The sequence below is a fragment of the Paraclostridium bifermentans genome (assembly GCF_964259345.1).
In the GTDB taxonomy this organism is placed as follows: domain Bacteria; phylum Bacillota; class Clostridia; order Peptostreptococcales; family Peptostreptococcaceae; genus Paraclostridium; species Paraclostridium bifermentans_B.
Genome location: NZ_CAXVJR010000003.1, coordinates 41941 through 67393, shown reverse-complemented (window position 1 = coordinate 67393; position 25453 = coordinate 41941). Strand labels below are relative to the sequence as shown.

Sequence of the window (25453 nt, the reverse complement as noted above, 5' to 3'; positions counted from 1 at the left end):
CTCCCCCCTACTTAGATACTTCTATATGTTTTATTTGATTTTCTTTAGGATAATCCATTCCCAATTTTTCATTTGCTGTTTTTTCTATCTCTTTACTTCTTGTAAGCAAGTCTACTTCAACTTGTACATTATCTCTTTCTATTGTTTTAGTATGTAATTCAGATTCTAATCTTCCTATTTCATACTTTAACTTAGACACTTCACTATAAGCATACATACACCCTAAAATAATAAATAATATACTAGCAACAAAACTCAATTTAATAACTTTTTTAAATACTTTTTTTAATATTCTTCTTTTATAATTATTCTTTTTGTTTCTTCTATATTCATTTATATCTTGTATTTTATTTTTTCTTTTCATAATATATCTCCTTAAAAATTATAGAAATAGTTATATATTATATTTAACTTTTCTATAATATCTTCCTTTTAAGGATTATCCCAAAATTATTCTAATAAAAAACAAAAAAGTCTAAGCTTTCGCTTAGACTTTTATATTCTTTCAGCAACTCTCAATTTAGCGCTTCTTGATCTTGGATTTTCTTCTACTTCTTTGTCTGTTGGTAGTATAGGTTTTCTAGTTATAACCTTTACTAAAGCTTCTTTATCACATTGGCATATAGGTAAATGTGATGGACATATGCAATCTGTAGCTAAATCTCTAAATGCATTTTTTACTATTCTATCTTCTAGTGAATGGAATGTTATTATACATATTCTTCCACCTTCATTCATTATAGAAGCTGCATCATCTATCATTTCAGTTATAACACCCAACTCATTATTCACTTCTATTCTAATAGCTTGGAATGTTCTTTTTGCAGGATGAGGTCCATCTATTCTAGCTTTCTTAGGTATAGCTTTTTTAATTATTTCTACTAGCTCACCTGTAGTTTCTATATCTTTTTCTTGACGACCTTCAACTATGAATTTAGCTATACGCTTTGCCCAATTGTCTTCGCCATATTCTTTAATTATTTTTGTTAGTTCTTCTTCACTGTATGTATTTACTACATCATATGCTGAAAAAGAACATCTTATGTCCATTCTCATATCTAATGGTGCATCTTGCATATATGAAAAACCTCTATCAGCTTCATCTAATTGATGTGAAGATACTCCTAAATCTGCAAGTACTCCATCAATCTTATGTATCCCTAATTTAGCTAGTTCTTCCTTTAAATTTTCAAAGTTACTGTGAACAAACTTTACTCTGTCACTATACTCACTTAATCTTTCTTTTGCCGTATTTATAGCATTTATATCTTGGTCAAATCCTATAAACAATCCATCTTTAGATAATTTTTTTACTATTTCTTTAGAGTGTCCAGCTCCACCCATTGTGCAATCTACATACACTCCATCTGGTTTTATATTTAAGTTATCAATGCACTCATTTAAGAGTACTGATACATGATGAAATTCCATATTTTATCGCTCCTTAGTGTCATCTTTTGTTTCTTTTTTATTTTTCTTTGATAAGTATATATGAACTATTATACCTCCTATTACTCCTAATAAACTCATAACTTGAGCAATTCTAAGAGGTCCAATCATAAGACTATCAGTTCTAAGCCCTTCTATAAAAAATCTTCCTAGAGAATATAATATAGCATAAAAAACTATAACTTGACCTTCATATGATTTCTTTTTTCTAAATAACCATAAAAATATAAATATACCTAAATCCCATACAGATTCATATAAAAAAGTAGGATGTACTTTTACTCCATCTACCATTATACCCCAAGGTAAGTTAGTAGGCCCTCCATGAGCTTCTTGATTTATAAAATTACCCCATCTTCCTATAGATTGAGCTAACGGCATACCAATTATTACAGTATCTGCTAATTTTAAAAAGTTAATTTTCTTATATCTTGAAAAAATGTATCCTGCTATTATACCACCTATTAATGCTCCGTGTATAGCCATACCTCCACCTCTAAAGTTTAATATTTGAGATGGATTATTAGAGTAATATTCCCAATTAAATATTACATAATACAATCTTGCACATATTAATCCTACAGGTATAGCTATTATAGCTAAGTCTAATATATCATCTTCTTTTATTCCAACTCTCTTTGCTTCTTTTATAGCTATAAGTGTTCCTAAAACCATTCCTGTTGCCATAAGTATTCCATACCACATAACATCTATTCCAAATATAGTAAATGCAACTCTATCCATAATTTAATCCCTACCTTTTAAATAATCTTTTAAATAAACTCTTTTTTTCTATGTACTTATTTGGATTTAAAATATATACGTCTTTATTATTTAAAACACATTCTTGATTTTCTATGAATAATTTCTTAGAAATTTCTTCACCATACTTATCTTCAACATAATTATAAGCCTCTTTTAATAAAGGCCTTCTTTTTGTGCTACTATGTGCGTCTGTAGCTATAAAATGAACCATATTATTATCCATAAGTATATTACTTGTTTTTTCTGCTTCACTTCCATTTTTTCCAATTAAACTTGATGCATTTATTTGTATTAGCGCACCCTCATTTATGCAATCATATATTATATTTGGATTTTCCTGTATTTTAGGATATCTTTCTACATGCGCTAGTATTGGAATATATTTTCTTAACTTCATTTCATAAACTATATCAGTTAAGTTTTTAGGAAAGTTGCTTGGTGAAAATTCAATAAGTACATATCTACTATCATTTAGACTATAAAAATCTAGTTCTTCAAGCTTTCCTATTAAATCTTCAGTGTAGAATAATTCATTTCCCAAAACAACTTCTATATCTATATTTTGTTCTTTTAACGCTTCATTAAAATTGTTAAGAACATTTTTTAATTCTATTCCTTTTTTAAATTTGAAATCATGATGATAGTGAGATGTATTAACAATCTTTTTTATACCCTCATATTGTGCTATTTTAGCCATCTCTATAGATTCTTCTAAGCTTTTAGATCCATCATCTACTTCAGGTAATATATGGCAATGTATATCTATCATTTAGTTATTCCCTCCTTTTATATAAGATAAATAATACCATATTCCATATTAACCATCAATTTTCTTTAAGCAATAAAAATAAAAAGTGCTAAAACTTAGCACTTTTTATTTTGGTTCTACTATAGAAATTGAACAATACTCTTCCTTCAAGTGATTTTTTAATCGCTCTTCAATCTCTTCAAACTCTACAGATTTTATAACATCTAAATAATCAAGTAGGTTTATATCTTTAAATTTATATGCTATAAAATTATTTGCTATAAAGTTAACTGAATCAAAATACTTAAGAAATTGACCTATTTTTTTCTTTTTAACTCTATTAAAATCATCTTTTGAAAGTCCATTTTCTTTATATTTATTTATATATTTTAAGATTATATCTTTTACTTCTCTAGGATTACTAGATTCACCACCTATTAAAGTATATCCGTAATCAATTTGAGATGTAAATCCACATCCAAAATTATCATTTACTAACCCTTTCATATATAATTCTTCAAATATTTCACTACCTCTTTTCAATATCATATCTAGCATAATTTCTGTAACAACTTCTTTTCTTAATAATTCATTTCCTTTTATGCCAACTTTATTATCTTTAAATCCTATATTGAACATAGGCATTGATATAGGGAATTTAGCTATAACTTCTTTATCTTTTACATATTCAGGTTCTTCAGGATAAAATCTAGTTATGCTATTTTGAAGTTTTTCAACATCATAGTGATTACTTTTTCTAGCTACTTCCATAACTTTATCTGCTTCGACATCTCCTACAACAAATAACATCATATTTCCCGGGTTATAAAATGTATTATAACACTTGTATAACTCGTCTTTTGTAATTTTATATATACTTTCTACATCCCCAGCTATATCAACTCTAACAGGGTAATTTTCATACATAGCTTTTAGACAATTAAAGTATACATTCCAATCAGGATCATCATTATACATTTTTATTTCTTGTTCTATTATACCTTTTTCTTTCTCAACATTCTCATCTGTAAAATACGGAGTTTGAACATAATCTATTAAGTGATCTAAGCTTTCATAGAAATTGTCTGTACATGAAAATAAGTAAGCTGTCATGGTAAAATTCGTGTATGCATTTGCACTAGCCCCTAATTTTGAAAACTTATCAAATGCATTTCCACCACCCGGTTGTTCAAACATTTTATGTTCAAGAAAATGAGCAATTCCTTCGTTTACTCTAAATTTATCTTTTTCATTTATAGGAATAAATTCTAAATCATTTGACCCATAATTTGTAGCTAAAACTGCAAATTTTTTTGTGAATCCTTTTTTAGGCATGAAATATACATCTAATCCATTTTTTAATTTTTCATAATAAACTTCTTCTTTTAATACTTCATTAACTATCTTTTCCATATAGTCCTCCTAGTTTCTTAAGAAATAAATAGTATCTAATTGTAACCTTTTAAATACATCTACTATTTCTTCTTTAGTTACTTTCTCTATATAATTTATGATATCTTCTATACTTAAATTAGTTTTACTTATGTCTTGAGAAAATTTAAAATCAGATAATCCTCCTATGCTATCGGTTAATGCTCTCATAGAACTTACAAGTGATATTTTACTATTTCCAAGTTCTTCATCACTTATATTTCCTTCTATCATACTTTCTATTTGTTGTTTTACTAATTCAGTTGTTTTATCGTAGTTTTGAGTTTCTATACCTGATGATATAAAAAGTATTCCTTTATACTTTTCAATAGATGAATATATATAGTAACATAAACTTTCTTTCTCTCTAATATTTATAAACATTTTAGAGTGAGGTCCTCCACCTAATATATTGCATCCTACTATTAATGGATAGTAATTTTTAGCATCTGCAAAGTCCGTATTAGTCCTATATCCCATAACTAATTTCCCTTGAGTTATATCCATTTTATCAACTATAGTTTTTACTTCTTTAATATCTTTTTTATATTCTTCTCTAGGTATTGATATTAAATTTTCTCTTTCAAATTTAAACTTACTCTTTATAGTTTCTACAACTTTTTCTTCATCAAATTCTCCCTCTATAACTATATCTATAGGTGAAGTTTTTAATATTGTTTTATAATGATTGTATAAGTCTTTAGCTGTTATTTTTTCTATATCTTCAATATATCCATATTCACTTATACTAAACTTTTCATCCTTACACATCTCTTCAAAACATCTTTCAAGGGCAAATCTTCCCTTATCATTTATTTTAGCTTTTATTCTCTCTGTTAAATTTTGTTTTTCAAGCTTTAAATATTCTTCTTTAAATCCATCATTTTCTATAAGTGGATTATTTATTACCTCATCTAAAAATTCTATAGCATCATTAAATATAGGTTCATCTAAGTACATCTCATTAGTTGTAACTAACTTTATATTTAATACTTGTCTTTCTCCTCTCTTGCTAACATCAGCTAGTAATGATGCTCCATATAAATCCTCAAGTTTATTAGATATAGACCTTAAAGAATTATATTTGTTACTTGCATTAGTTATCATATTAGGTAATAATGCATTTTTTGTTACTTCATTTTTATCTAGTACTCGTTGTACATATATACTAACTAGGTTTGTTTTAAACTTTTTAGATGGTATCAAAGTTAAATTTATATTATCGTACAAATTTATTTTCTTTATATTATCCATGTTGACCTCCTATTTTTCCATTAATGTTATTTGAGTATATACTTCTTCAGCCAGTATTTTCACCTTATCTTTAGGGTCGATATAATGAAATCTAACTTGTGAAGCGTCTAATTCATTTAATATACTTTCTACTAAATTTTTATTATGCATGTTATCAATTGTACAGGTAGGTATTATTACATGCAATATATCTATGCCAAATTCTAACAGCTCTTCTCCAGATTTTATTATATCGTCTTTATTATTTTCTAAAAGAGGCATTTTTATTTGAATTTCATTATTTTTTTCTTTTTCTATGTAATATTTTATTTTTTCTCTAAATATTATATCTTGTTCTAAGTTATTTTCATCTTCTAAACCTATCAACAATACTCCTGCACTAGTATTTTCACTTACACTTTCAACTATTTCATTTTTATATAATTTAGCTAAGCTATTAGATTTATAAAATACATCTGTTAATTTCACATTAATTCCATATTTGCTAAGCTTCATTTCATTAAGTCTATCTTTGAATACTTCATAATCTTTTCCTTCAGTTATAAACATCGGACATATAATTATGTTTCTATACCCTATAGATAAAATTTCTTGTAAAACATTTTCAAAATATGGCTTAGTATACATATACGTATTTACAACCTTATAATTTCCACCTAATTTGTCTCTCAGTTCTACAGATATATCATAAGTTACATCTTTAAATTCACTAGACCCTAGTTTTTCATAATAACTCTTATATTTTAATAAATCATATGTATTAGTTAGATAAGATTTATATCCCTTTTCAAAATATATTTCATTAGCTCTTTCTCTAAAATTATAATTCCTATCTTCTCCATCATATAAAAGCATTACTACAGTTTCGTCTTGTTGTTCACCTATTTCTATATTTTTTAAATCTATATCATCTTTTATAATTGTATTTATAGCTATATTAATAATTACAAATGACAATAGTAATCCACCAAAAAATTTTTTATATTTAATTTCATAATAAGTAAAATATGTATATATAACTATAGTTGTTGCTATTATAAATATATTTTCCATATACCCATCAAATATAATACTTAATCCTAGCAATATTCCTGCAAATATTGATATTTTCATTAAAATCAACCCCATTAAAAGTATAGTTTGCATCACTAATATATATGATGTATAATTAGAATGTATGTCTAAATTAAAATAAACATGAGACTTAAGAAGAGAGGAAGATATAATATGAAATTAGGTATAGTTGGTTTACCAAACGTAGGTAAAAGTACACTATTTAATGCGATAACTCAAGCAGGTGCGGAGTCTGCTAACTACCCTTTCTGTACAATAGAGCCTAACGTTGGTGTTGTGGCTGTTCCAGATGAAAGATTAGAGCAATTAAGAGCAATTTACGACTCTAAAAAGATAGTTCCTACTGCTATAGAGTTCTGTGATATAGCAGGTTTAGTTAGAGGAGCTTCTAAAGGAGAAGGTCTTGGAAATAAATTTTTATCTCACATAAGAGAAGTAGATGCAATAGTTCACGTTGTTAGATGCTTCGAGGATCCTAATGTTGTTCACGTTGACGGTTCTGTAGATCCTTTAAGAGATATAGAAACTATAAACTTAGAATTAATATTCTCTGATATAGAAATATTAGAAAGAAGAATACAAAAAACTCAAAAAGCTGCTAAATCTGATAGAACTTTAGCTTCTGAGCTTGAATTCTTAAAAGAAATAATGGCTACTTTAGAAGATAGTAAGTGTGTTAGAACTATGGAATTTACTGAAGATCAACAAACATTTGTAAATTCATTAAACCTACTTACTTCTAAGCCAGTAATATATGCTACAAATGTAAGTGAAGATGATTTAGCTGACGAAGCTCAAAACAATGAGTTCGTAAATACAGTTAGAGAATTCGCTGCAACTGAGAGCGCTGAAGTTGTAGTTGTATGTGCTCAAATAGAAGCTGAAATAGCTGAACTTGACACTGATGAAGAAAAGATAGAGTTCTTAGAAACTTTAGGACTTGAGCAATCTGGTCTTGATAAACTTATAAAGTCATCTTATGCACTTTTAGGTTTAATATCTTACTTAACTGCTGGACCTCAAGAAATAAGAGCTTGGACTATACAAGTTGGAACTAAAGCTCCTCAAGCAGGAGGAAAAATCCATTCTGATATAGAAAGAGGATTCATAAGAGCGGAAACTATAGCATTTGATGATTTAGTGTCAGTTGGAACTATGACTGCTGCTAAAGACAAAGGTTTAGTTAGACTTGAAGGTAAAGAATATATAGTTAAAGATGGAGACGTTATATTATTCAGATTTAACGTTTAATAAACAGAAAAAGATGTATTGATAAATTTAATTATCAATACATCTTTTTTGTTTGTTTCATAATTTTAAAATAAAAATCGTATTTTATATTTTATTTAGATTGTAAAAATTCATTAGCTATTTCTTTATCATCAAAATGATGCTTAACCTTACCTATTATTTGGTAATTTTCATGACCTTTTCCCGCTATTAATATAACATCATCCTTTTGAGCCATTTCTATAGCTTCTTTTATAGCTTCTTTTCTATCTACTACAACCCTATAATTTTCTTTAGATTTATCTAAACCTTCTAATATATCTTTTATTATAAGTTCAGGATCTTCTGTTCTTGGATTATCTGATGTTACTATACATATATCAGATAGTTTTTGAGCTATATCTCCCATTAAAGGTCTCTTAGTTGTATCTCTATCTCCTCCACAACCAAATACAGTTATTATTCTATTTTTAACAAATTCTCTAGCTGTTTTTATAACATTTTCTAATGCATCTGGTGTATGAGCATAATCTACAATAACACTTATACCTGCTTCATTAGATATAGCTTCAAATCTACCTGCTACTCCACCTGTATTTTTCAATCCATCTAAAACTATATCTTTAGGTATTTCAAGTGCATAGCAAGTTGCTATAACAGCTAAAGTATTATAAACTGTAAATTTACCAGGAACAGGAACAAATACATCAGCCTCATAAGTAGGTGTTATAAGTCTATATGAGACACCTCTAGCTTCTATTTTTATATCTTTAGCCATAAAGTCAGCTTCATGATCTATAGCATAAGTATAACATTTAGTATTTAAATCCTTTATGTTATTATATATAGCTTTTCCACCCTCATCATCTATATTTATAACATTTGCATTAGTAGTCATATAGAATAATTTTTCTTTAGCATTTCTATAATCTTCTAAATCTTTATGGAAATCTAGGTGATCTGGAGTTAGGTTTGTAAATACACCTACCTTATACTTAGTTTGAGCTACTCTGTTTAAAGCTAGTGCATGTGAAGAAACTTCCATAGCACAGTATTTACATCCATTGTTAATCATTTGATCAAAGTATCCTTGCAAATCTCTACTTTCAGGAGTAGTTGAGTTCGACTCTATAGCTTTGTCACCATCTGATATTTTTATTGTTCCTATTAATCCAACCTTATTTCCTGCTGATGTTAATATTTCATTTAAAAATGTAGTTATACTAGTTTTTCCATTAGTTCCTGTAACACCTATAACATCAAATCTTTGACTTGGATGATTATAGAAGTTATCAGCAACTTTTGCCATATCTTCTCTTGTATTTTTTACTTTTATAAAAGTAATTCCTTCTCTTATGTCTACATCTTCTTGAACTAAAAATGCCTTAGCACCTTTTTCTATTGCCATATCTATAAAATTATGTCCATCTACTGTAAATCCTTTTATGCATATAAATAAACCATTATCTTCTACTTTTCTAGAATCATATTGTATATTATCTATTTCAATATCTAAACTACCTTTTATATCTAATACTTCTAAACCTTTTATTACGTCTTTTAGTAACATAAAATTTGACCTTCCTTCAAAAAAATTTATACGTATATTATATTATATAACAATATAGTAAAAATATAAATTGTCTAGTGTGCTATTTTCATTGTAAAAAATGCAAAAAAGTAGAGAGGATATATCCTCTCTACCTTATATTAATAATTAGTTTTGAGCTAATCTCTTATAGTTCTCATATCTATCGTTAGAACTTTGCTCTGCCATTTCAAATAACTCCTCAGCTACATCTGGGAATTGTTTTGCTATAGCTGCATATCTTACTTGCTTCATTAAGAAGTCTCTGAAGCTTTCAGTTGGCTCTTTAGAATCTAATGTAAATGGATTCTTACCTTCAGCTCTTAAAGTTGGGTTGAATCTGTATAAATGCCAGTATCCACACTTAACAGCTTGCTCTATGTTAGCTTGAGCTCTTCCCATACCTTCTTTTAGTCCATGTGATATACATGGTGAGTAAGCTATTATTAATGATGGTCCATCATATTTTTCAGCTTCTACTACAGCCTTCATTAATTGGTTCTTATCTGCACCCATACCAACTTGTGCTACGTATACATTTCCGTAAGACATAGCCATCATACCTAAGTCTTTCTTTCTAGATCTCTTACCAGCTGCTGCGAACTTAGCCATTGCTGCAATTGGAGTTGATTTAGAAGCTTGACCTCCTGTATTAGAATATATCTCTGTATCGAATACTAATACATTTACATTTTCACCAGATGCAAGTACGTGATCTAATCCACCATAACCGATGTCATAAGCCCATCCGTCTCCACCTAGTATCCATTGAGATCTCTTAACTAAGTAATCTTTTCTATCTTCTATTTCAGCAACTAGTGCTTTTATTTCTTCATTCTCTATAGCATGAGCATTTGCTAATACTTCAAGTACTTTTTCACTTGCTTTAACAGACTCTTCGCTATTTTCTTTATTCTCTAACCAGTTAACAAATGCATCTCTAGCAGCATCACATATATCCATAGATATTAATTGCTCCATAGTTTCAGCTATCTTAGCTCTCATTTGTTTAACTCCTAAGAACATTCCGTATCCGTACTCTGCATTATCCTCGAATAATGAGTTTGCCCAAGATGGACCTTTACCTTCATGGTTAACAGTGTAAGGTGTTGATGGAGCTGATCCTCCCCATATTGAAGAACATCCTGTAGCATTAGCTATCATCATTCTATCTCCAAATAATTGAGTAACTAACTTGATGTATGGAGTTTCACCACATCCAGCACAAGCTCCTGAGAATTCCATTAATGGTTGTCTAAATTGACTTCCTTTAACTGTTGTTGGAGCCATTATATCTCCTTTTGGAGCAACTTTCTTAGTATCAACTGCAAATGCCCAGTTTTCAACTTCTACTTCTTGAGTATCAAGAGGTTTCATAACTAAAGCTTTTTCTTTAGCTGGACATACATCAGCACAGTTTCCACATCCTGTACAGTCCATTGGACTTACTTGCATTCTGTATTGTAAACCGTCAAATCCTTTACCTATAGCTTTCTTAGTATCGAATTTTTCTGGTGCATTTTTCATTTCTTCTTCGTTAACTAATACTGGTCTTATACATGCATGAGGACATATGTAAGCACATTGGTTACATTGTATACAGTTATCAACTATCCATTCTGGAACGTTTACTGCAACCCCTCTCTTCTCGTATGCTGCTAATCCAGCTGGGAATGTACCATCTTCTACTCCATTGAATGTACTTACAGGTAAATTATCTCCTTCTTGTGCATTCATTGGTCTTACTATATTTTTTACGAATTCTGGTTCATCTATTTCTTCTTTTTGAGCATCCTTAGCATCTGCCCATTCAGCTGGTACAGTAACTTTAACTAAAGAGTTAACTCCTGCTTCAACTGCTTCGTAGTTCATGTTAACTACTTTTTCACCTTTTTTACCGTAAGCTTTCTTTATAGAATCTTTTAAGTATTCTATAGCTTCAGCTTCTGGTATTATTTCAGCTAATTTGAAGAATGCAGATTGCATTATCATGTTTATTCTGTTTCCAAGTCCTATTTCTTGAGCTATCTTAGTAGCATTAACTGTGTAGAACTTGATATCATTTTTAGCTATGTAGTTTTTCATAGCTGCGGGTAAATGTGCATCTAATTCTTCTTGATTCCAGATAGAGTTAAGTACAAATACTCCACCTTTCTTTAATCCTTTTAATAGGTCATATTGATATACATATGCTTGGTTGTGACAAGCTATGTAGTCAGCTTCATCTATTAAGTAAGTAGATCTTATAGGAGCATCTCCAAATCTTAAGTGAGACATTGTTATACCACCAGATTTTTTAGAGTCATATGCAAAGTAAGCTTGAGCATACTTCTCAGTGTTATCTCCTATTATTTTTATAGCTTGTTTATTAGCTCCAACAGTACCATCAGAACCTAATCCCCAGAACTTACATCTTACAGTTCCTTTTTGAGCTATTCTTAACTCATCTGATAATTCTAAAGATGTATTAGTAACATCATCAACTATACCTACTGTAAATTGATCTTTAGGATTTTCTGATTTTAAGTTGTCATAAACTGTTTTTATATGAGTTGGAATAGTATCTTTTGATCCTAATCCATATCTTCCACCTATTATCATAGGAGCATTTTCATTTCCATAATATACTGATTTAACATCTAAGTATAATGGCTCTCCAGTTGCTCCTGGTTCTTTAGTTCTATCTAATACACATACTCTTTCAACTGATTTTGGCATAGCATCCATAAAATGTTTCATTGAGAAAGGTCTATATAAATGAACTTTAACTAAACCATATTTTTCACCTTGTGCATTTAATGCATCTATAGTTTCTTCTATAGCTTCTGTAACAGATCCCATAGCAACTATTACATATTTAGCATCTTCTGCTCCATAGTAATCGAATAATCCATGTTTTCTTCCTGTTAATTCAGCCATTTGATTCATGTATTTTTCAACTGTTCCAACTATATCGTTGTAGTATTTATTTGAAGCTTCTCTTGTTTGGAAGTATATATCAGGGTTTTGTGCTGTACCACGAGTAACAGGGTGATTTGGTGATAAAGCTCTATTTCTGAACTCTTGAACAGCTTCCATATTTAATAATTTAGCATAATCATCATATTCTAATAATTCAACTTTTTGTATTTCATGAGATGTTCTAAATCCATCAAAGAAATGTATAAATGGTAATCTACCTTCTATTGCAGCTAAATGCGCAACTGGTGCTATATCAGCAACTTCTTGAACTGAACCAGAAGCTAATAATACACATCCTGTTTGTCTTGCAGCCATAACGTCTTGGTGATCACCGAATATTGATAGTGCTTGTGATGCTAATGCTCTAGCACTTACGTGGAATACTCCTGGTAATAATTCACCAGCAACCTTATACATATTTGGTATCATAAGTAATAAACCTTGTGATGCAGTGAATGTAGTTGTTAATGCACCAGCTTGTAATGAACCGTGGAATGCTCCTGCAGCTCCTGCTTCTGATTGCATTTCAACAACACTTACCTTTTGTCCAAATATATTTTTTCTTCCTTGTGCAGCCCATTCATCTACTGATTCCGCCATGTTTGAAGACGGAGTTATAGGATATATTGCAGCAACATCTGTAAATGCATATGCAACATGAGCAGCAGCAGTGTTACCATCTACTGTTTTCATAAATTTTGCCATAGTATGTATCCTCCTTGTATATTCCTCCCAAAATAGCTTAATTCTATTATGAGTAAATATTTTGAATAGTTTAAAACTTTCTAAGTTAATAATTTCTACATTAACTTACAAAATCCTTCTATCTAATTATATGTTTTTGTTTTTTGTATACTTTTATGTTCTAACATTATATGTATACCCACTTTTGTATACTTAAAACATGTTTAAGCAATTTTATTTTTTAATATCCATCAGTTTGTGAATCTTCACCTTTTGCAATAGATACAGAAGCACTAGCTCCTATTCTTGAACATCCAGCTTCTATAACAGCTTTAGCATCTTCTTGATTTCTAACTCCACCTGAAGCTTTAACTCCTATATTAGGTCCTACAACTTCTCTCATAAGTTTTATATCTTCAGGAGTTGAACCACCTGTCCCAAACCCTGTTGAAGTTTTTACAAAATCAGCACCTGCTTTAACTGATAATTCACAAGCTATTTTTTTCTCTTCATCAGTTAAGTAACAAGTTTCTATTATTACTTTCACTAATGCTTTTTTATTAGCGGCATCTACAACTGCTTTTATATCATTTAAAACATAATCATATTTTTTATCTTTTAATGCCCCTATATTTATAACCATATCTACTTCATCTGCACCTTTTTCTATAGCATCCTTCGTTTCGAAAGCTTTAACCTCTGGTGTATTAGCTCCTAAAGGAAATCCTATTACAGTACATACCTTTACATCAGAACCATCTAGTTCCTTTTTAGCAAGTTCTATATTTGTAGGGTTTATACACACTGAAAAGAAATTACATTCCTTAGCTTCCTTACATATTTTTTTCACATCTTCTTCAGTTGAAAAAGCCTTTAATACTGTGTGATCAATCATTTTTGCTATATTATTATTCATAAATATGTCTCCTTTTTATTTTATAATGCTATTTAATTATAGCAAATATGCATACGTTTTTGTATATACATAGTCATTTATTATAATTTGCAGAGTAATATATTTTTATTTAATATTTTAAAAGGTTTTTATCCATAGATTGCTATTATAATTGATGGTATAATAGTAACAGTTAGCTATCTTTATAGCAAGTAGGTACTTTTTTGTTATATAGTACCTAAAAGTATACTAATAGATTTAAGGTGGTTGTCATGAAAATTCAATTAGAAATACAAGATCATTCAAAATGTCATATGCAAGAAAGATGTAATAAGTACGAGATGTGTCCTATAAACTTGGTACATAAAATGATTTCTGGTAAATGGAAAATATTAATACTTTGGTACTTAACACCTAACCCACTTAGATTTAGTGATTTACGAAGAAAGTTGCCTGATGTTACACAAAAAATGTTAACTCAGCAATTACGAAGTTTAGAATCTCACAAGATTATATATAGAAAGGTCTATCCTGTAGTCCCTCCTAAGGTAGAATATGGGTTAACCGATGCTGGGAAAAAATTAATTCCTGTTTTAGAAACTATGTATAGTTGTGGAATTGATTATATGAATCACAGTGATTAAGATTATCTATGTTTAGTTTTTAATAAAATTAATTAATTACAATAAAAAAGTATGTGAAAATCACATACTTTTTTTATTTATAGTCATTTATATTATTCAGCTATTAACTCTACTTCTTCACCGTTTCTAACAGCTGCTGCGTTTCCTTCTTCAACATCAACGTGCATTTCTAATGCAAAGTTAGCGTTAGCTCTTACTAATACATTTTCAAATACTACAGATCTTGGTCCGAAAGTTCTAACTTTAACTATTTGCTTATCTTCAACTCCGAATTTAGCTGCATCATCTAAACTCATATGTATATGTCTTGATGCTACTATAACACCTTCAGTTAATTCAACTTCTCCTGCTGGTCCTACTAATTTTACTCCTGGAGTTCCTGCTATATCACCAGATTCTTTTATTGGAGCCTTAACACCTAAAGCAAATCCATCTGATAAAGATATTTCAACTTGTGTGTTAGGTCTAGCTGGTCCTAATACTCTAACTCCTTTTATAGTTCCTTTAGGTCCTACTAAATCAACCTTCTCTTCACAAGCATATTGTCCTGGTTGGCTTAATGGCTTTAATTCAACTAACTCATGACCTGCTCCGAATAATGTTTCTATATCAGCTTGACTTAAATGAACGTGTCTATTTGATAATGCTATTGGTAATTTCATTTTGAAAGTCCTCCTAAGTTTTTTTTAAATATTGCAATACAATTATACATAATATTCCTAATAAAATCAAATTTTATTCTAAATTTACTTTAATAAACTATTTAGTAAATCAAAGTAACCCGGGAAAGATATGTTAATACAATTAGTATTATCTAAATTAGTTTCCCCTTTTGCTATTAATGATGCTATTGAAAATGCCATAGCTATTCTATGATCATTAAAGGTAGTTATATTCGCACCTTTTAATTCAGTTTTTCCTTTAATCAACATACCATCTTCTAGTTCTTCTATATCTGCACCCATTATTTTCAAATTATCTACTACAGCTTTTATTCTATTGCTCTCTTTAACTTTAAGTTCTTTGGCGTCCTTGATTAAAGTTGTCCCTTCTGCCTGCGTTGCTAAGACAGCTATTATAGGTATCTCATCTATTAATCTAGGTATTAAATCTGAGTCTATAGTAGTTCCAATTAGGTTTTCACTATATTTAACAAGTATATCTCCTACTAATTCTCCACCTTGAAATCTTTTATCTAAGATTTCAAATTTACCATTCATAGCCTTTAAAACATCTAGTATTCCTGTTCTTGTTTCATTAAGTCCTACATTTTTTATTATAACTTCAGAATCTTTTATTATACTTGTACCTACTATTATGAATGCAGCAGATGATATATCCCCAGCTACATTTATATTTTCTAAAGAAAACAATTCTTTAACTGGATTTACCTTAATTTCTAAACCATTTGTTTTTATGTCTGCTCCAAAAGAATTTAGCATTATTTCTGTATGGTTTCTACTCTTTTTCTTTTCAATTATAATGCTAGGCTCACTTGCATATAAAGATGCTAATATTATAGCTGACTTTACTTGGGCTGATGCAACTGGCATATTATAATTTATGCTATTTAAGTTTCCTCCATGTATAGTTATAGGTGTATAATTAGCATCTTCTTTTCCTATTATATTGCATCCCATAAGTCTTAATGGATCGGTAACTCGCTTCATAGGCCTTTTAGCTATAGATTCATCTCCTATTATAGTAGATTCAAAGTTATTTCCCGCAAGTATGCCCATCATTAACCTTATAGTTGTTCCTGAATTTCCAACATCTAATATATCTGTTGGTTCTTTTAAACCTCTAAGTCCTACACCTTTAACTATTACATCTTTATTATCTATAGATATATCTACTCCCATCTTTCTAAAACAATCGATAGTACTTAGACAATCTTGTCCCATAAGAAAATTACTTATTTTAGTAGTACCTTTCGCTATAGAAGAAAACATTATAGATCTATGAGATATAGATTTATCTCCTATTAATTCAAAACTACCTTTAAGCATTTATACACCTCTTTATTACATTAGATATTTCTTCTTCATTTATATTATTAAATATATCTACCTTGCCTTTACCAGTTGGTATTACAAGATTTATTTTACTAAAACTATTTTTCTTATCACTTTTCATTATTTCTAATACTTTTTCATGATTATCTATTTTAAATTTAGTTGGTAATCCTAATAAATTCGATAAATAAATAAATTTTTCATAGTAAGCAGTGTCTATTAGTTCTTTATCTAAAGCTATCATAAAAGCCATATTCATCCCTATATTAACGGCAAATCCATGACTTAAATTACATAATTTTTCTATACCATGTCCAAATGTATGTCCTAAATTTAATATTTTCCTTAATCCAGACTCTTTTTCATCTTGGCTTACTATATCCCACTTTATATCTGTACATTTTTTTACAATTTCAAATAAAACAGTTTCATCTCTACCCCATATATTTTCTGAATTTTTTATTATATAATCAATAAAATCATAATCATATATAAAAGCATATTTTATAACTTCACCCATACCACTTAAATATTCATCATCATTTAAAGTCTTTAAAGAATTAACATTTATATATGTTATTTTAGGTTGATAAAATGTACCAATTATATTTTTTATATTTCCTATATTTATTCCTGTTTTTCCACCTACAGATGAATCAACTTGAGATAAAAGTGTAGTAGGTATTTGAATTAAATCTATTCCTCTCATATATGTAGAAGCAACAAATCCAGCTAAATCACCTACAACTCCTCCTCCTAGTGCAACAACTACAGATTTTCTAGTTATATTTACTTTTATACAAAATTCTATTATTTTTTCATATACACTTATAGATTTTGATATTTCTCCACTTCTTATTATGAATAACTCTACAAATTCATGATTTATACTTTTTATAAAATCATTAAATTGATGCTTATATACATTTTCATCTGTTATTACAAGTACTTTGTCATAATTTTTATCTATATTTAAATTTTTATAATTATAATCTATTATTATAGATTTTTCCATCCTCTTTCCCCCAACCTCTCTATATACGAATCATAATTTTTTCTTATATCTTTTATATTATCTTTTCCAAACTTTTCTAGGAAGAATTGAAGTATTACAAATGCAACTACATTCTCACATACAACACTACATGCAGGTACTGCACATGTATCAGACCTTTCGACTGTTGCCTTGTAATTTTCTAAAGTATCTATATTTATTGAATTCAAAGGTTTATATAATGTTGGTATAGGCTTCATTGCACATCTTATAATTATATCATCTCCAGTAGTCATTCCACCTTCTATTCCACCAAGTCTATTTGTTTTCCTATGTATTCCACGATCTTCATCATAGTAAATTTCATCCATAACTTCTGATCCCATGCTACTTGCTACATCAAATCCAATACCAATTTCAACACCTTTTATAGCTTGTATTCCCATTAAATTCATAGCCAGATGTGCATCAATCTTTTTATCGAAATGAACATATGACCCTAATCCTGGCGGCACATTTTTTACTCTTACTTCTATAACTCCACCTAATGTATCTTTATTTTCTTTAGCTTTATCAATTTCATTAATCATTAGCTTTTCTATATTTTTATCTATACATCTTACCGGACTTATATCAACATTATCTTTTATATATTCAAAATCTTTTATATCATTTATCTTAGCTTCACCTATCTGTGTAACATGAGAAGTGAATTCTATATTGAAATTTTTTAATAATTGTTTACATATCGCTCCAATAGCAACTCTACTTGCAGTCTCTCTAGCACTTGATCTTTCAAGTACATTTCTCGCATCGTTAAAGTCATATTTTAATGTGCCTACTAAGTCTGCATGTCCAGGTCTTACATGACTTACTTTTTTACTTTCTATATCAATATCACCAATGGTATTCATATATTTAATCCAATTTTCATAATCTTTATTTATTATTTGTATAGAAATAGGACTACCAATAGTAACTCCTCCTCTGACACCACTTAATATTTCAACTTTATCACTCTCAATCTTCATACGTCCTCCACGACCATATCCCGATTGACGCTTTTTCATTTCTAAATTTATTTCATCTATATTTAACTTAGCATTAGATGGAATCCCTTCTATTATAGTTATTAAACACTTTCCGTGAGATTCTCCACTAGTTATATACCTAAGCATATTTAAATCCCCTTTCTCAATTTTATATTTACATTGTTAAAAAGAGCTTGTTTTATCCAAGCTCTTTTATACTAGTTATATATTTGTTTATATTTTCATCTATTATTTTGTTAGCTTCATAATTATTGTTAAAAGGTAATTTATCGCTACTATTTATATAGCATTTATAGTTTAATTTGGCATTTATACTTTTAAAGAAGAAGTCCATTACTATTTCTCCTCCCTTAAATTGAGAAGGATATGGATCACTTCCTCCTATAGCTATATACATTCCTATTCTTTTTTTATTTCTATCAATACATGACTTTTTCAATATGTATTTACTTGCATATATAGCTTGTGTTCTATCTACTACAGTTTTAAGTTTAGCAGAGATTGAATCAAAATGCACAGGGCTAACAACAATAGTTCCAAATGATTTATCAAACATTTCATACATAGGTGTCATATCATCTTTATATTTACAATAGCCTGTTTTTTCACAAAAACCACAAGCTGTACAATATTCTATATTCATATCATATATATCAAATATTTTATATGTTAAATTATTTTTATTCAATTCAATTTCTATTTTATTTATTATGTTAAAACAATTTTTATTTTTTCTTGGACTCCCATTTATTATTAAAATATCTGGGTTATTTTTATTCATATTAATCTCCTTTTATATCTCTAAGAGTAACAATTAATATATCATCTTCAAAATTACTTTTCTTTGAAAAATCCCATAATTTTGATTTTAAGTTTGTTATTTTATCTAATTTATCTACATTAATATTTTCTTCTAAAAATTCCATTAATCTATCTATTCCAAATTCTTCTTTTTCATCATTTTTTATTTCTAATATTCCATCAGTATATACAGATATAGACTTATACTTTAATAAATCAATTTCTTTATCTGAATATTCAACATCTTCTAATATACCTATAGGTATTCCTTTACTGCATTTTATTAACGTAGATTTATTATCATATCCAACTCCAATTGGGTAATAGTGACCCGCATTAGATACAACCATTTTATGTTCATCATTTCTTATTGTAAAAATTATACAAGTTGCAAATACACCCATTTTATCAAATTCATCAAATAAGAATTGATTTATTTTTTCCATTATTTCACTAGGATTATTTAATTGTTTAGCTAAAACTTTAAATGCACCTTTTATAATAGCTACCATATAATTAGACACTATACCATGTCCCATTACATCTGCTAATATAGCTACTATTGTTCCATCTTCCTTCTTTATAGTGTGATAAAAATCCCCACCTACTACTTTTGCCGGTTTATGGTAATATGTTAACTCTCTATTATCGCCTAACTCTTTATTTCCTTTATTCATTATTAACTTTTGTTGTTGATTTAACACTTTAAGTTCATTTTCTAAAACATGATGTTTTACTTCATTCTTATTATATTCATATAGTTGCATAGCTACCGATACTTGCTTAGCTAGAATACTTAAAATATTTAAATCATCTTTAGTATAGTTTTTACTATTAATACACGCAATATATCCAATTACTTCATTGTTTTTTATTAACTTATGATATATGCAAGATTTTACCTTTCCTTTATATTTATCTTCATTTATATCATTAAAATATGCTCCCGTAGTATTTTTTTCTATTAGATTATCTAATATTGAATATACGTCTACATTTTTTTCATTATTTGAGCTATAAAGGCTAAATAATTGACCTTTTTTATCATTGTTATTAATAATTATTATAGATTCTTTGCTATTAGTAATATTACAAGCTTGCTTACTTAAATGATCTAAAAAGCTTGTGATATCTTTATTAAGGTATAACTTTTTAGTCGCATCATTTATAGATGCTATCGCACCTCTTAATTTACTTATCAATGTTTGAATATCATTATTTTTACTTGTTATCTCTATTGATAAACTTATAAGTGATGTTACTGATGAAATAAAATTCATATCATCATCACTTAATTTATCTTCTTCCGTTAAAAAGCACGTCATAAATCCAGTTACTTTTTCATTAACTATCAGAGGAAATACTATTCTCCCTATATAACCTTCATTAACTGCTAACTCTCTTTCATTAAGTGCTCTTTCATCAGTAAATACATTCTCTACATAGACAACTTTCTGCTTTTCTACTGCTTCATGTATGTACAGTGGATACTCATTAAAGTTTATTTTTACTCCTATTGGTTTATCCATGGGAAATACTTGAGATATATAATTTAACGTTTGAGAGCATACTAAATAAGCATGATCATAATTATTTTTATAAAATAAGTTTACACATGCTTTTGCTGGGTGGACTACATCTAACATTTTTTCTATAATTTTATCTTTTATATCAAAAAAGTTGTTAGACTCAGTTACTAAAGTTGATATCTCTACAACTCGTTTTAATCTTTCATTTTCAGTGTAGTGCTTCATATAGGTCTTCATCTCCCCTCTTTACATTAAGTCTATTTATTAATATTACTATATATATCTTTTATAGTAAACATAAAAACCAATATAAAGCAACCTACTATTATATAATTAAATTTTGAGAATATTCCTATTAATAACAAAGTTATCAGTGCATTTATTTTTTGCTTTATTCCATCTGTTGCAATGCTTCGTTTACTCTTTTCTAAATTATTCTTTAAATACCCTACCCCTTCTTTGAACTGATCTTTAATTTCATTTTCTATATATAATTTGTATAAATTGTAAACTATTAGTGTTAATATAACCCCTATTCCTAAAAGTAAATTTATACTTAATGATATGAATACAATGCTTAATGATATTATAATTTTGAAAATTATTATAAAAATTTCATCCACTTTAGTAGCTATATTGCTTACTTCTTTAAATTCCTCTCTAATAGAATATTCTTCATTAGGCATATTTTTCATATTTGATTTCACCACTTCAGAATAAAATAGTTTAATTATTCCATTTATCACTTAAATTTCCTCCTTTTTTATTATATTTGTAATGTTTACAATTATAATATTTTTTATACTTGTTAATACTCTTAATATACAATCTTATCTACTAAGGAGTGATTACGTGATTATAGAGAATCTTGATTTAGAAACTCGTAGTAAAATTTATTCATATACTAAAAAGGTATTAAGGAAATATCAAAAGGGTATCGTAACAGGTAAAATAACAGCTGATAAATTTGCTGACAATATATTATCTAACGATGACATAACTAGCTTTATAAGTGAAAGTTTATTAAATGAACCTGAGTTTAAAAATTCCTACATAGAGTACATCGATACTTTAATCAAACACCAAAATGAAGTAATTAAAAACTCAAAAAAGAAAAAAAATATTAAAACAACTATTAAACCTACAATAACAGAACAGTTACAATTGAAAAATTTATTAATAGAAACAGGATTTGAATTAACTATGCCTTCTCAATATTTAAGCGCTAGTGATGTAATAAACATATCAAAGTATGTGTCTACTGGTACTATAGATTTAGGCAATGAAAAAATTTATAATTATGTTCAAAAAACAAAACACTAAGACTAATTAGTCTTAGTGTTTTATTTTTATCCTAAAGCTTTTTCTAACTTAGATAGATGCTGTATTGGATAATACTTAAGTAGCTCTTTAAATTGATCTACAGTAAGTCCCTCAGTTGTAGTATATATTCTTATTTTTTCATCCAAGTCTGCATTCACGAATTTAGTTTTTATTTCTTCAAAGTTTATTGCCATTAAGTATACCTCCTTAATATATGTATTTTTCAATTATATTTTATCCATATTATTTTTTTTTACTCTTATTTTATTTTTTCAAATATATAAAAATAAGGAAGGTTATTAAACCTTCCTTATTTCGGCTATTTACTTTTGTTGCCCACTCATTTGTTTTTCAGCCATTTCAACTAATTTTTTAGTCATGTATCCACCAACATATCCATTTTGTCTTGCTGTCATATTTCCTTTATCAGCAGTGTCATAGTTTGACATTCCTAATTCATTAGCTATTTCTAACTTCATTTGCTTTAATGCTGCTTTAGCTTCTGGTACTGCTTTTTGGTTGTAGTTTGTCATGTTGATTACCTCACTTTATTAGTTTTATAATTATAGAGTTATAATTTAAAATTGGTAAATTTACCTTGAACAACTTTAACTCTATTTTATTTATCTGTTGTTCATGTTCTTATTATGCCAAGTTATAATTTTTATATACTTATATTTTTCAAAAAATATATAACTTTATAATAATCTAAACTACAAACCATATTTATTTAGTCTAACAACTTATTCCTGCTAAGTATCCCGTTGAAAATGCAATTTGAAGATTAAATCCGCCTGTATATGCATCTACATCAATAACTTCACCTGCAAAGAATAATCCTTCTATTAGTTTCGATTCCATAGTCGATGAGTTTATTTCATTAGTTTTGATTCCTCCAGATGTTACTATTGCTTCATCTATTGACTTATATCTTTTTATATTAAATTCTAAGTTTTTAATTATATTAACTAAATTTTTTCTTTCTTCTCTTGAAATTTGATGAACTACAGTGTCTTTATCTATATCACTTAGCTCAACTATATATGGTATTAGTTTCTTAGGAAATAAATCATCTAAACTATTCTCAAACTTTTTATTAGTATACTTTTTAAAATCTTTTTGTATTCTTTTGTCTAATGCCTCTTCACTCAGTGCAGGCTTTAAATCCACTATAATTTTATACGTTTCATTCTCCAGTGATTTCATCCTGCTACTAGCTGATCTTATAGTAGGTCCTTCGATTCCAACATCACTAAATTCCATTTCTCCAAAGTCTTCATATATAGACTTTCCTTTTTTATCTATTAACTTTATAGCTATATTTCTTAAAGATAATTTATTTAATGTTTTTACATCTTCCATTGTTTCTAATCCTATTAGTGATGGTGTAGGTTTTATAATTGTATGTCCTACATTCTTTCCAAACTTATATCCATCTCCAGTAGACCCTGTTCTAGGATAACTAACTCCTCCAGTAGCTACTATAACACTATCACATCTCATAATTTTTTTATTACTTAACATTACACTGTCTATCTTTCCATTTTTAGTTTCAATTTTTTCTACTTTTGAATTTAAAAGTACTTTTACATTATTTTGTTTCATTTGTTTTTCAAGTGCAATAACTACATCTTTAGCTCTATCACTTTCAGGAAATACTCTTTTACCTCTTTCAGTTTTTGTTTTTAACCCTAGAGAATTAAACATATCTATTACTTGGTCATTTGTGAATGTATAAAAAGCACTGTATAAAAATTTACCATTTGTTGGCACGTTTTCTATTAGTTCTTCTATTTCACAATCATTTGTTATATTACATCTTCCTTTTCCTGTTATAAGTATCTTTTTTCCTAATCTATCATTTTTTTCTAGCAATGTAACATCATGTCCCATACTAGCTGCAGTTGAAGCAGCTACCATACCTGCTGCTCCTCCACCTATTACAATTACTTTTTTCAAATTTATCATTCCTTCCAAATTTTTTCAAATATTAATGGTGCGCCTGCTATTGCATATATAACTAATAACGCATATCTCAAGTAGCCACCTATATAATTTTCTGGCATTACTGATTTTAATGTTAAATACACTACTCCTAAACTTAGGATGCCAAATATAAATCTATATATTTTAGATTTAAAACTTACATTCACATTGAATTTTACATACTTTCTTTCTATTATATATCCAATTATAAATCCACTTATTAAACCAACCATCTTTACATATTCATAACTATTCACAACAAATATCCATAATATCATAGGTATTATTATTAAATTAAAGTATTTATATTTATTATTTTCCTCAACTTTAGATAGTACATAATTGCAAATAAGAGTAAAAACTATTCCAAATATCCATCCAAATAAAACATCTATAGGCCAATGTACTCCTAAGTATAATCTAGACATACCTATTCCTAAAAAAATAATAGTCCCAACTATGTACATATATCTATTTTTTACAATGCTCATTACACTTACCCAAAATGTAGTGCCTATTTGAGTATGTCCACTTGGAAACGAGTAGCCTGTAGCAGTTGATGTTCTCATAGATTCTATTCCTTTAACTCCAATTGGTCTTGGAGCTTTAAAGAATTCTTTTACACCTGTATTTAATGCTATATTTCCTGTTAATGCAAATATTAACCTTTGCCCATATCTTTTATTTACACACCAATATAAAACAGAAGCTAATATTAATATAACAGGCACTTCTGTACTCATTGTTATTACTAAAAATATAATATTTAGTATAGGACTTTTAAAAGACTGTATATATTTTAAAATTTCAACTTGTATACTATACAAACGTCTAACCTCCTTTATATTTGTCTCCTCAATAAAAAATTCGCTTTGCTTGAGCCACTGCGTGTGCGAATCACTTCATGTCGCCAACGACTTCGTCCGTTGCTCAAAATGTCGTTTTTTACTTTCAGCAAAGTGTTAATATGACTATACTCTATAAGTTATTCACAGACATCCGTTAAGTATAAATTCCTGAAGCGTAAAAA

Annotated in this window: 24 protein-coding genes; 3 read left to right on the top strand and 21 right to left on the bottom strand. The window is 28.3% G+C overall.

All coding sequences use genetic code 11. The features are described from left to right. Positions 1–7: 7 nt before the first annotated feature. The 7 genes from ACEXNK_RS06620 to ACEXNK_RS06590 all read right to left on the bottom strand — a co-directional run bounded on the left by ACEXNK_RS06620 (position 8) and on the right by ACEXNK_RS06590 (position 6760). A complete protein-coding gene (locus ACEXNK_RS06620; protein ID WP_373598441.1) occupies positions 8–364 on the bottom strand; it encodes a septum formation initiator family protein in 357 nt (118 codons plus the stop codon). A 131-nt stretch (positions 365–495) separates the two neighbouring features. Next, the gene (gene rsmH, locus ACEXNK_RS06615) at positions 496–1431 is read right to left on the bottom strand and encodes a 16S rRNA (cytosine(1402)-N(4))-methyltransferase RsmH (protein WP_373598442.1); all 936 of its coding nucleotides are present in this window, start codon (positions 1429–1431) and stop codon (positions 496–498) included. 3 nt (positions 1432–1434) lie between these two features. After that, positions 1435–2193 (bottom strand): prolipoprotein diacylglyceryl transferase, encoded by a 759-nt coding sequence (gene lgt / locus ACEXNK_RS06610; RefSeq protein ID WP_373598443.1) that lies wholly within the window; start codon positions 2191–2193, stop codon positions 1435–1437. A gap of 10 nt (positions 2194–2203) precedes the next feature. Continuing rightward, the gene (locus ACEXNK_RS06605) at positions 2204–2983 is read right to left on the bottom strand and encodes a tyrosine-protein phosphatase (RefSeq protein WP_373598444.1); all 780 of its coding nucleotides are present in this window, start codon (positions 2981–2983) and stop codon (positions 2204–2206) included. 105 nt (positions 2984–3088) lie between these two features. Further along, positions 3089–4375 (bottom strand): EF-P 5-aminopentanol modification-associated protein YfmH, encoded by a 1287-nt coding sequence (yfmH, locus tag ACEXNK_RS06600; RefSeq protein ID WP_373598445.1) that lies wholly within the window; start codon positions 4373–4375, stop codon positions 3089–3091. A 9-nt stretch (positions 4376–4384) separates the two neighbouring features. Beyond that, positions 4385–5647 (bottom strand): EF-P 5-aminopentanol modification-associated protein YfmF, encoded by a 1263-nt coding sequence (yfmF, locus tag ACEXNK_RS06595; RefSeq protein ID WP_373598446.1) that lies wholly within the window; start codon positions 5645–5647, stop codon positions 4385–4387. Between the two features lie 9 nt (positions 5648–5656). Next, complete coding sequence (locus ACEXNK_RS06590; protein ID WP_373598447.1) at positions 5657–6760, bottom strand: CbiX/SirB N-terminal domain-containing protein; 1104 nt, start codon at positions 6758–6760, stop codon at positions 5657–5659. Positions 6761–6874: 114 nt separating this feature from the next. Here ACEXNK_RS06590 and ychF point away from each other — a divergent pair, with 114 nt between their 5' ends. Beyond that, complete coding sequence (gene ychF, locus ACEXNK_RS06585; RefSeq protein WP_373598448.1) at positions 6875–7972, top strand: redox-regulated ATPase YchF; 1098 nt, start codon at positions 6875–6877, stop codon at positions 7970–7972. A 91-nt stretch (positions 7973–8063) separates the two neighbouring features. Here ychF and ACEXNK_RS06580 read toward each other — a convergent pair whose 3' ends face one another. The 3 genes from ACEXNK_RS06580 to deoC all read right to left on the bottom strand — a co-directional run bounded on the left by ACEXNK_RS06580 (position 8064) and on the right by deoC (position 14100). Next, positions 8064–9521, bottom strand: a complete 1458-nt coding sequence (locus ACEXNK_RS06580; RefSeq protein ID WP_373598449.1) for a UDP-N-acetylmuramoyl-L-alanyl-D-glutamate--2,6-diaminopimelate ligase — start codon at positions 9519–9521, stop codon at positions 8064–8066. Between the two features lie 147 nt (positions 9522–9668). Further along, positions 9669–13205 carry a pyruvate:ferredoxin (flavodoxin) oxidoreductase gene (gene nifJ, locus ACEXNK_RS06575; protein ID WP_373598450.1) on the bottom strand — a complete coding sequence of 1179 codons (3537 nt, stop codon included), beginning with the start codon at positions 13203–13205 and terminating at the stop codon, positions 9669–9671. Positions 13206–13425: 220 nt separating this feature from the next. Continuing rightward, positions 13426–14100 carry a deoxyribose-phosphate aldolase gene (deoC, locus tag ACEXNK_RS06570; protein ID WP_373598451.1) on the bottom strand — a complete coding sequence of 225 codons (675 nt, stop codon included), beginning with the start codon at positions 14098–14100 and terminating at the stop codon, positions 13426–13428. 251 nt (positions 14101–14351) lie between these two features. On the opposite strand from deoC, the gene ACEXNK_RS06565 reads away from it, so the two are divergent. Further along, positions 14352–14723: a winged helix-turn-helix transcriptional regulator gene (locus tag ACEXNK_RS06565; protein ID WP_373598452.1), complete on the top strand. Its 372-nt coding sequence runs from the start codon at positions 14352–14354 to the stop codon at positions 14721–14723. A gap of 92 nt (positions 14724–14815) precedes the next feature. On the opposite strand, the gene pduL is transcribed toward ACEXNK_RS06565, so the two are convergent. The 7 genes from pduL to ACEXNK_RS06530 form a co-directional block, all read right to left on the bottom strand. Further along, positions 14816–15385 (bottom strand): phosphate propanoyltransferase, encoded by a 570-nt coding sequence (pduL, locus tag ACEXNK_RS06560; protein ID WP_373598453.1) that lies wholly within the window; start codon positions 15383–15385, stop codon positions 14816–14818. An 84-nt stretch (positions 15386–15469) separates the two neighbouring features. Beyond that, the gene (aroA, locus tag ACEXNK_RS06555; protein WP_373598454.1) at positions 15470–16732 is read right to left on the bottom strand and encodes a 3-phosphoshikimate 1-carboxyvinyltransferase; all 1263 of its coding nucleotides are present in this window, start codon (positions 16730–16732) and stop codon (positions 15470–15472) included. Beyond that, positions 16725–17753 (bottom strand): 3-dehydroquinate synthase, encoded by a 1029-nt coding sequence (gene aroB, locus ACEXNK_RS06550; RefSeq protein WP_373598455.1) that lies wholly within the window; start codon positions 17751–17753, stop codon positions 16725–16727. Before aroB ends, aroA begins: the two co-directional genes overlap by 8 nt. Further along, complete coding sequence (gene aroC / locus ACEXNK_RS06545; protein ID WP_373598456.1) at positions 17738–18910, bottom strand: chorismate synthase; 1173 nt, start codon at positions 18908–18910, stop codon at positions 17738–17740. Before aroC ends, aroB begins: the two co-directional genes overlap by 16 nt. Before the next feature lie 52 nt (positions 18911–18962). Beyond that, a complete protein-coding gene (locus ACEXNK_RS06540; protein WP_373598457.1) occupies positions 18963–19565 on the bottom strand; it encodes a flavodoxin family protein in 603 nt (200 codons plus the stop codon). 1 nt (position 19566) lies between these two features. Then, positions 19567–21339 (bottom strand): GAF domain-containing SpoIIE family protein phosphatase, encoded by a 1773-nt coding sequence (locus ACEXNK_RS06535; protein WP_373598458.1) that lies wholly within the window; start codon positions 21337–21339, stop codon positions 19567–19569. 32 nt (positions 21340–21371) lie between these two features. Beyond that, positions 21372–21860 carry a hypothetical protein gene (locus ACEXNK_RS06530; RefSeq protein WP_373598459.1) on the bottom strand — a complete coding sequence of 163 codons (489 nt, stop codon included), beginning with the start codon at positions 21858–21860 and terminating at the stop codon, positions 21372–21374. A 106-nt stretch (positions 21861–21966) separates the two neighbouring features. Between ACEXNK_RS06530 and ACEXNK_RS06525 the strand changes: the two genes are divergently transcribed. Further along, a complete protein-coding gene (locus ACEXNK_RS06525; RefSeq protein WP_373598460.1) occupies positions 21967–22437 on the top strand; it encodes a hypothetical protein in 471 nt (156 codons plus the stop codon). A gap of 26 nt (positions 22438–22463) precedes the next feature. Here ACEXNK_RS06525 and ACEXNK_RS06520 read toward each other — a convergent pair whose 3' ends face one another. The 4 genes from ACEXNK_RS06520 to ACEXNK_RS06505 form a co-directional block, all read right to left on the bottom strand. Beyond that, positions 22464–22631, bottom strand: coding sequence for a hypothetical protein (locus tag ACEXNK_RS06520; RefSeq protein ID WP_373598461.1), 168 nt, complete (start codon positions 22629–22631; stop codon positions 22464–22466). 129 nt (positions 22632–22760) lie between these two features. Further along, positions 22761–22970 carry a small, acid-soluble spore protein, alpha/beta type gene (locus ACEXNK_RS06515; protein ID WP_373598462.1) on the bottom strand — a complete coding sequence of 70 codons (210 nt, stop codon included), beginning with the start codon at positions 22968–22970 and terminating at the stop codon, positions 22761–22763. Between the two features lie 202 nt (positions 22971–23172). Then, entirely contained in the window at positions 23173–24396 is a 1224-nt protein-coding gene (locus ACEXNK_RS06510) for an NAD(P)/FAD-dependent oxidoreductase (RefSeq protein WP_373598463.1), read from the bottom strand. A gap of 5 nt (positions 24397–24401) precedes the next feature. After that, positions 24402–25250: a phosphatase PAP2 family protein gene (locus ACEXNK_RS06505; RefSeq protein WP_373598464.1), complete on the bottom strand. Its 849-nt coding sequence runs from the start codon at positions 25248–25250 to the stop codon at positions 24402–24404. Between the last annotated feature and the right edge of the window lie 203 nt (positions 25251–25453).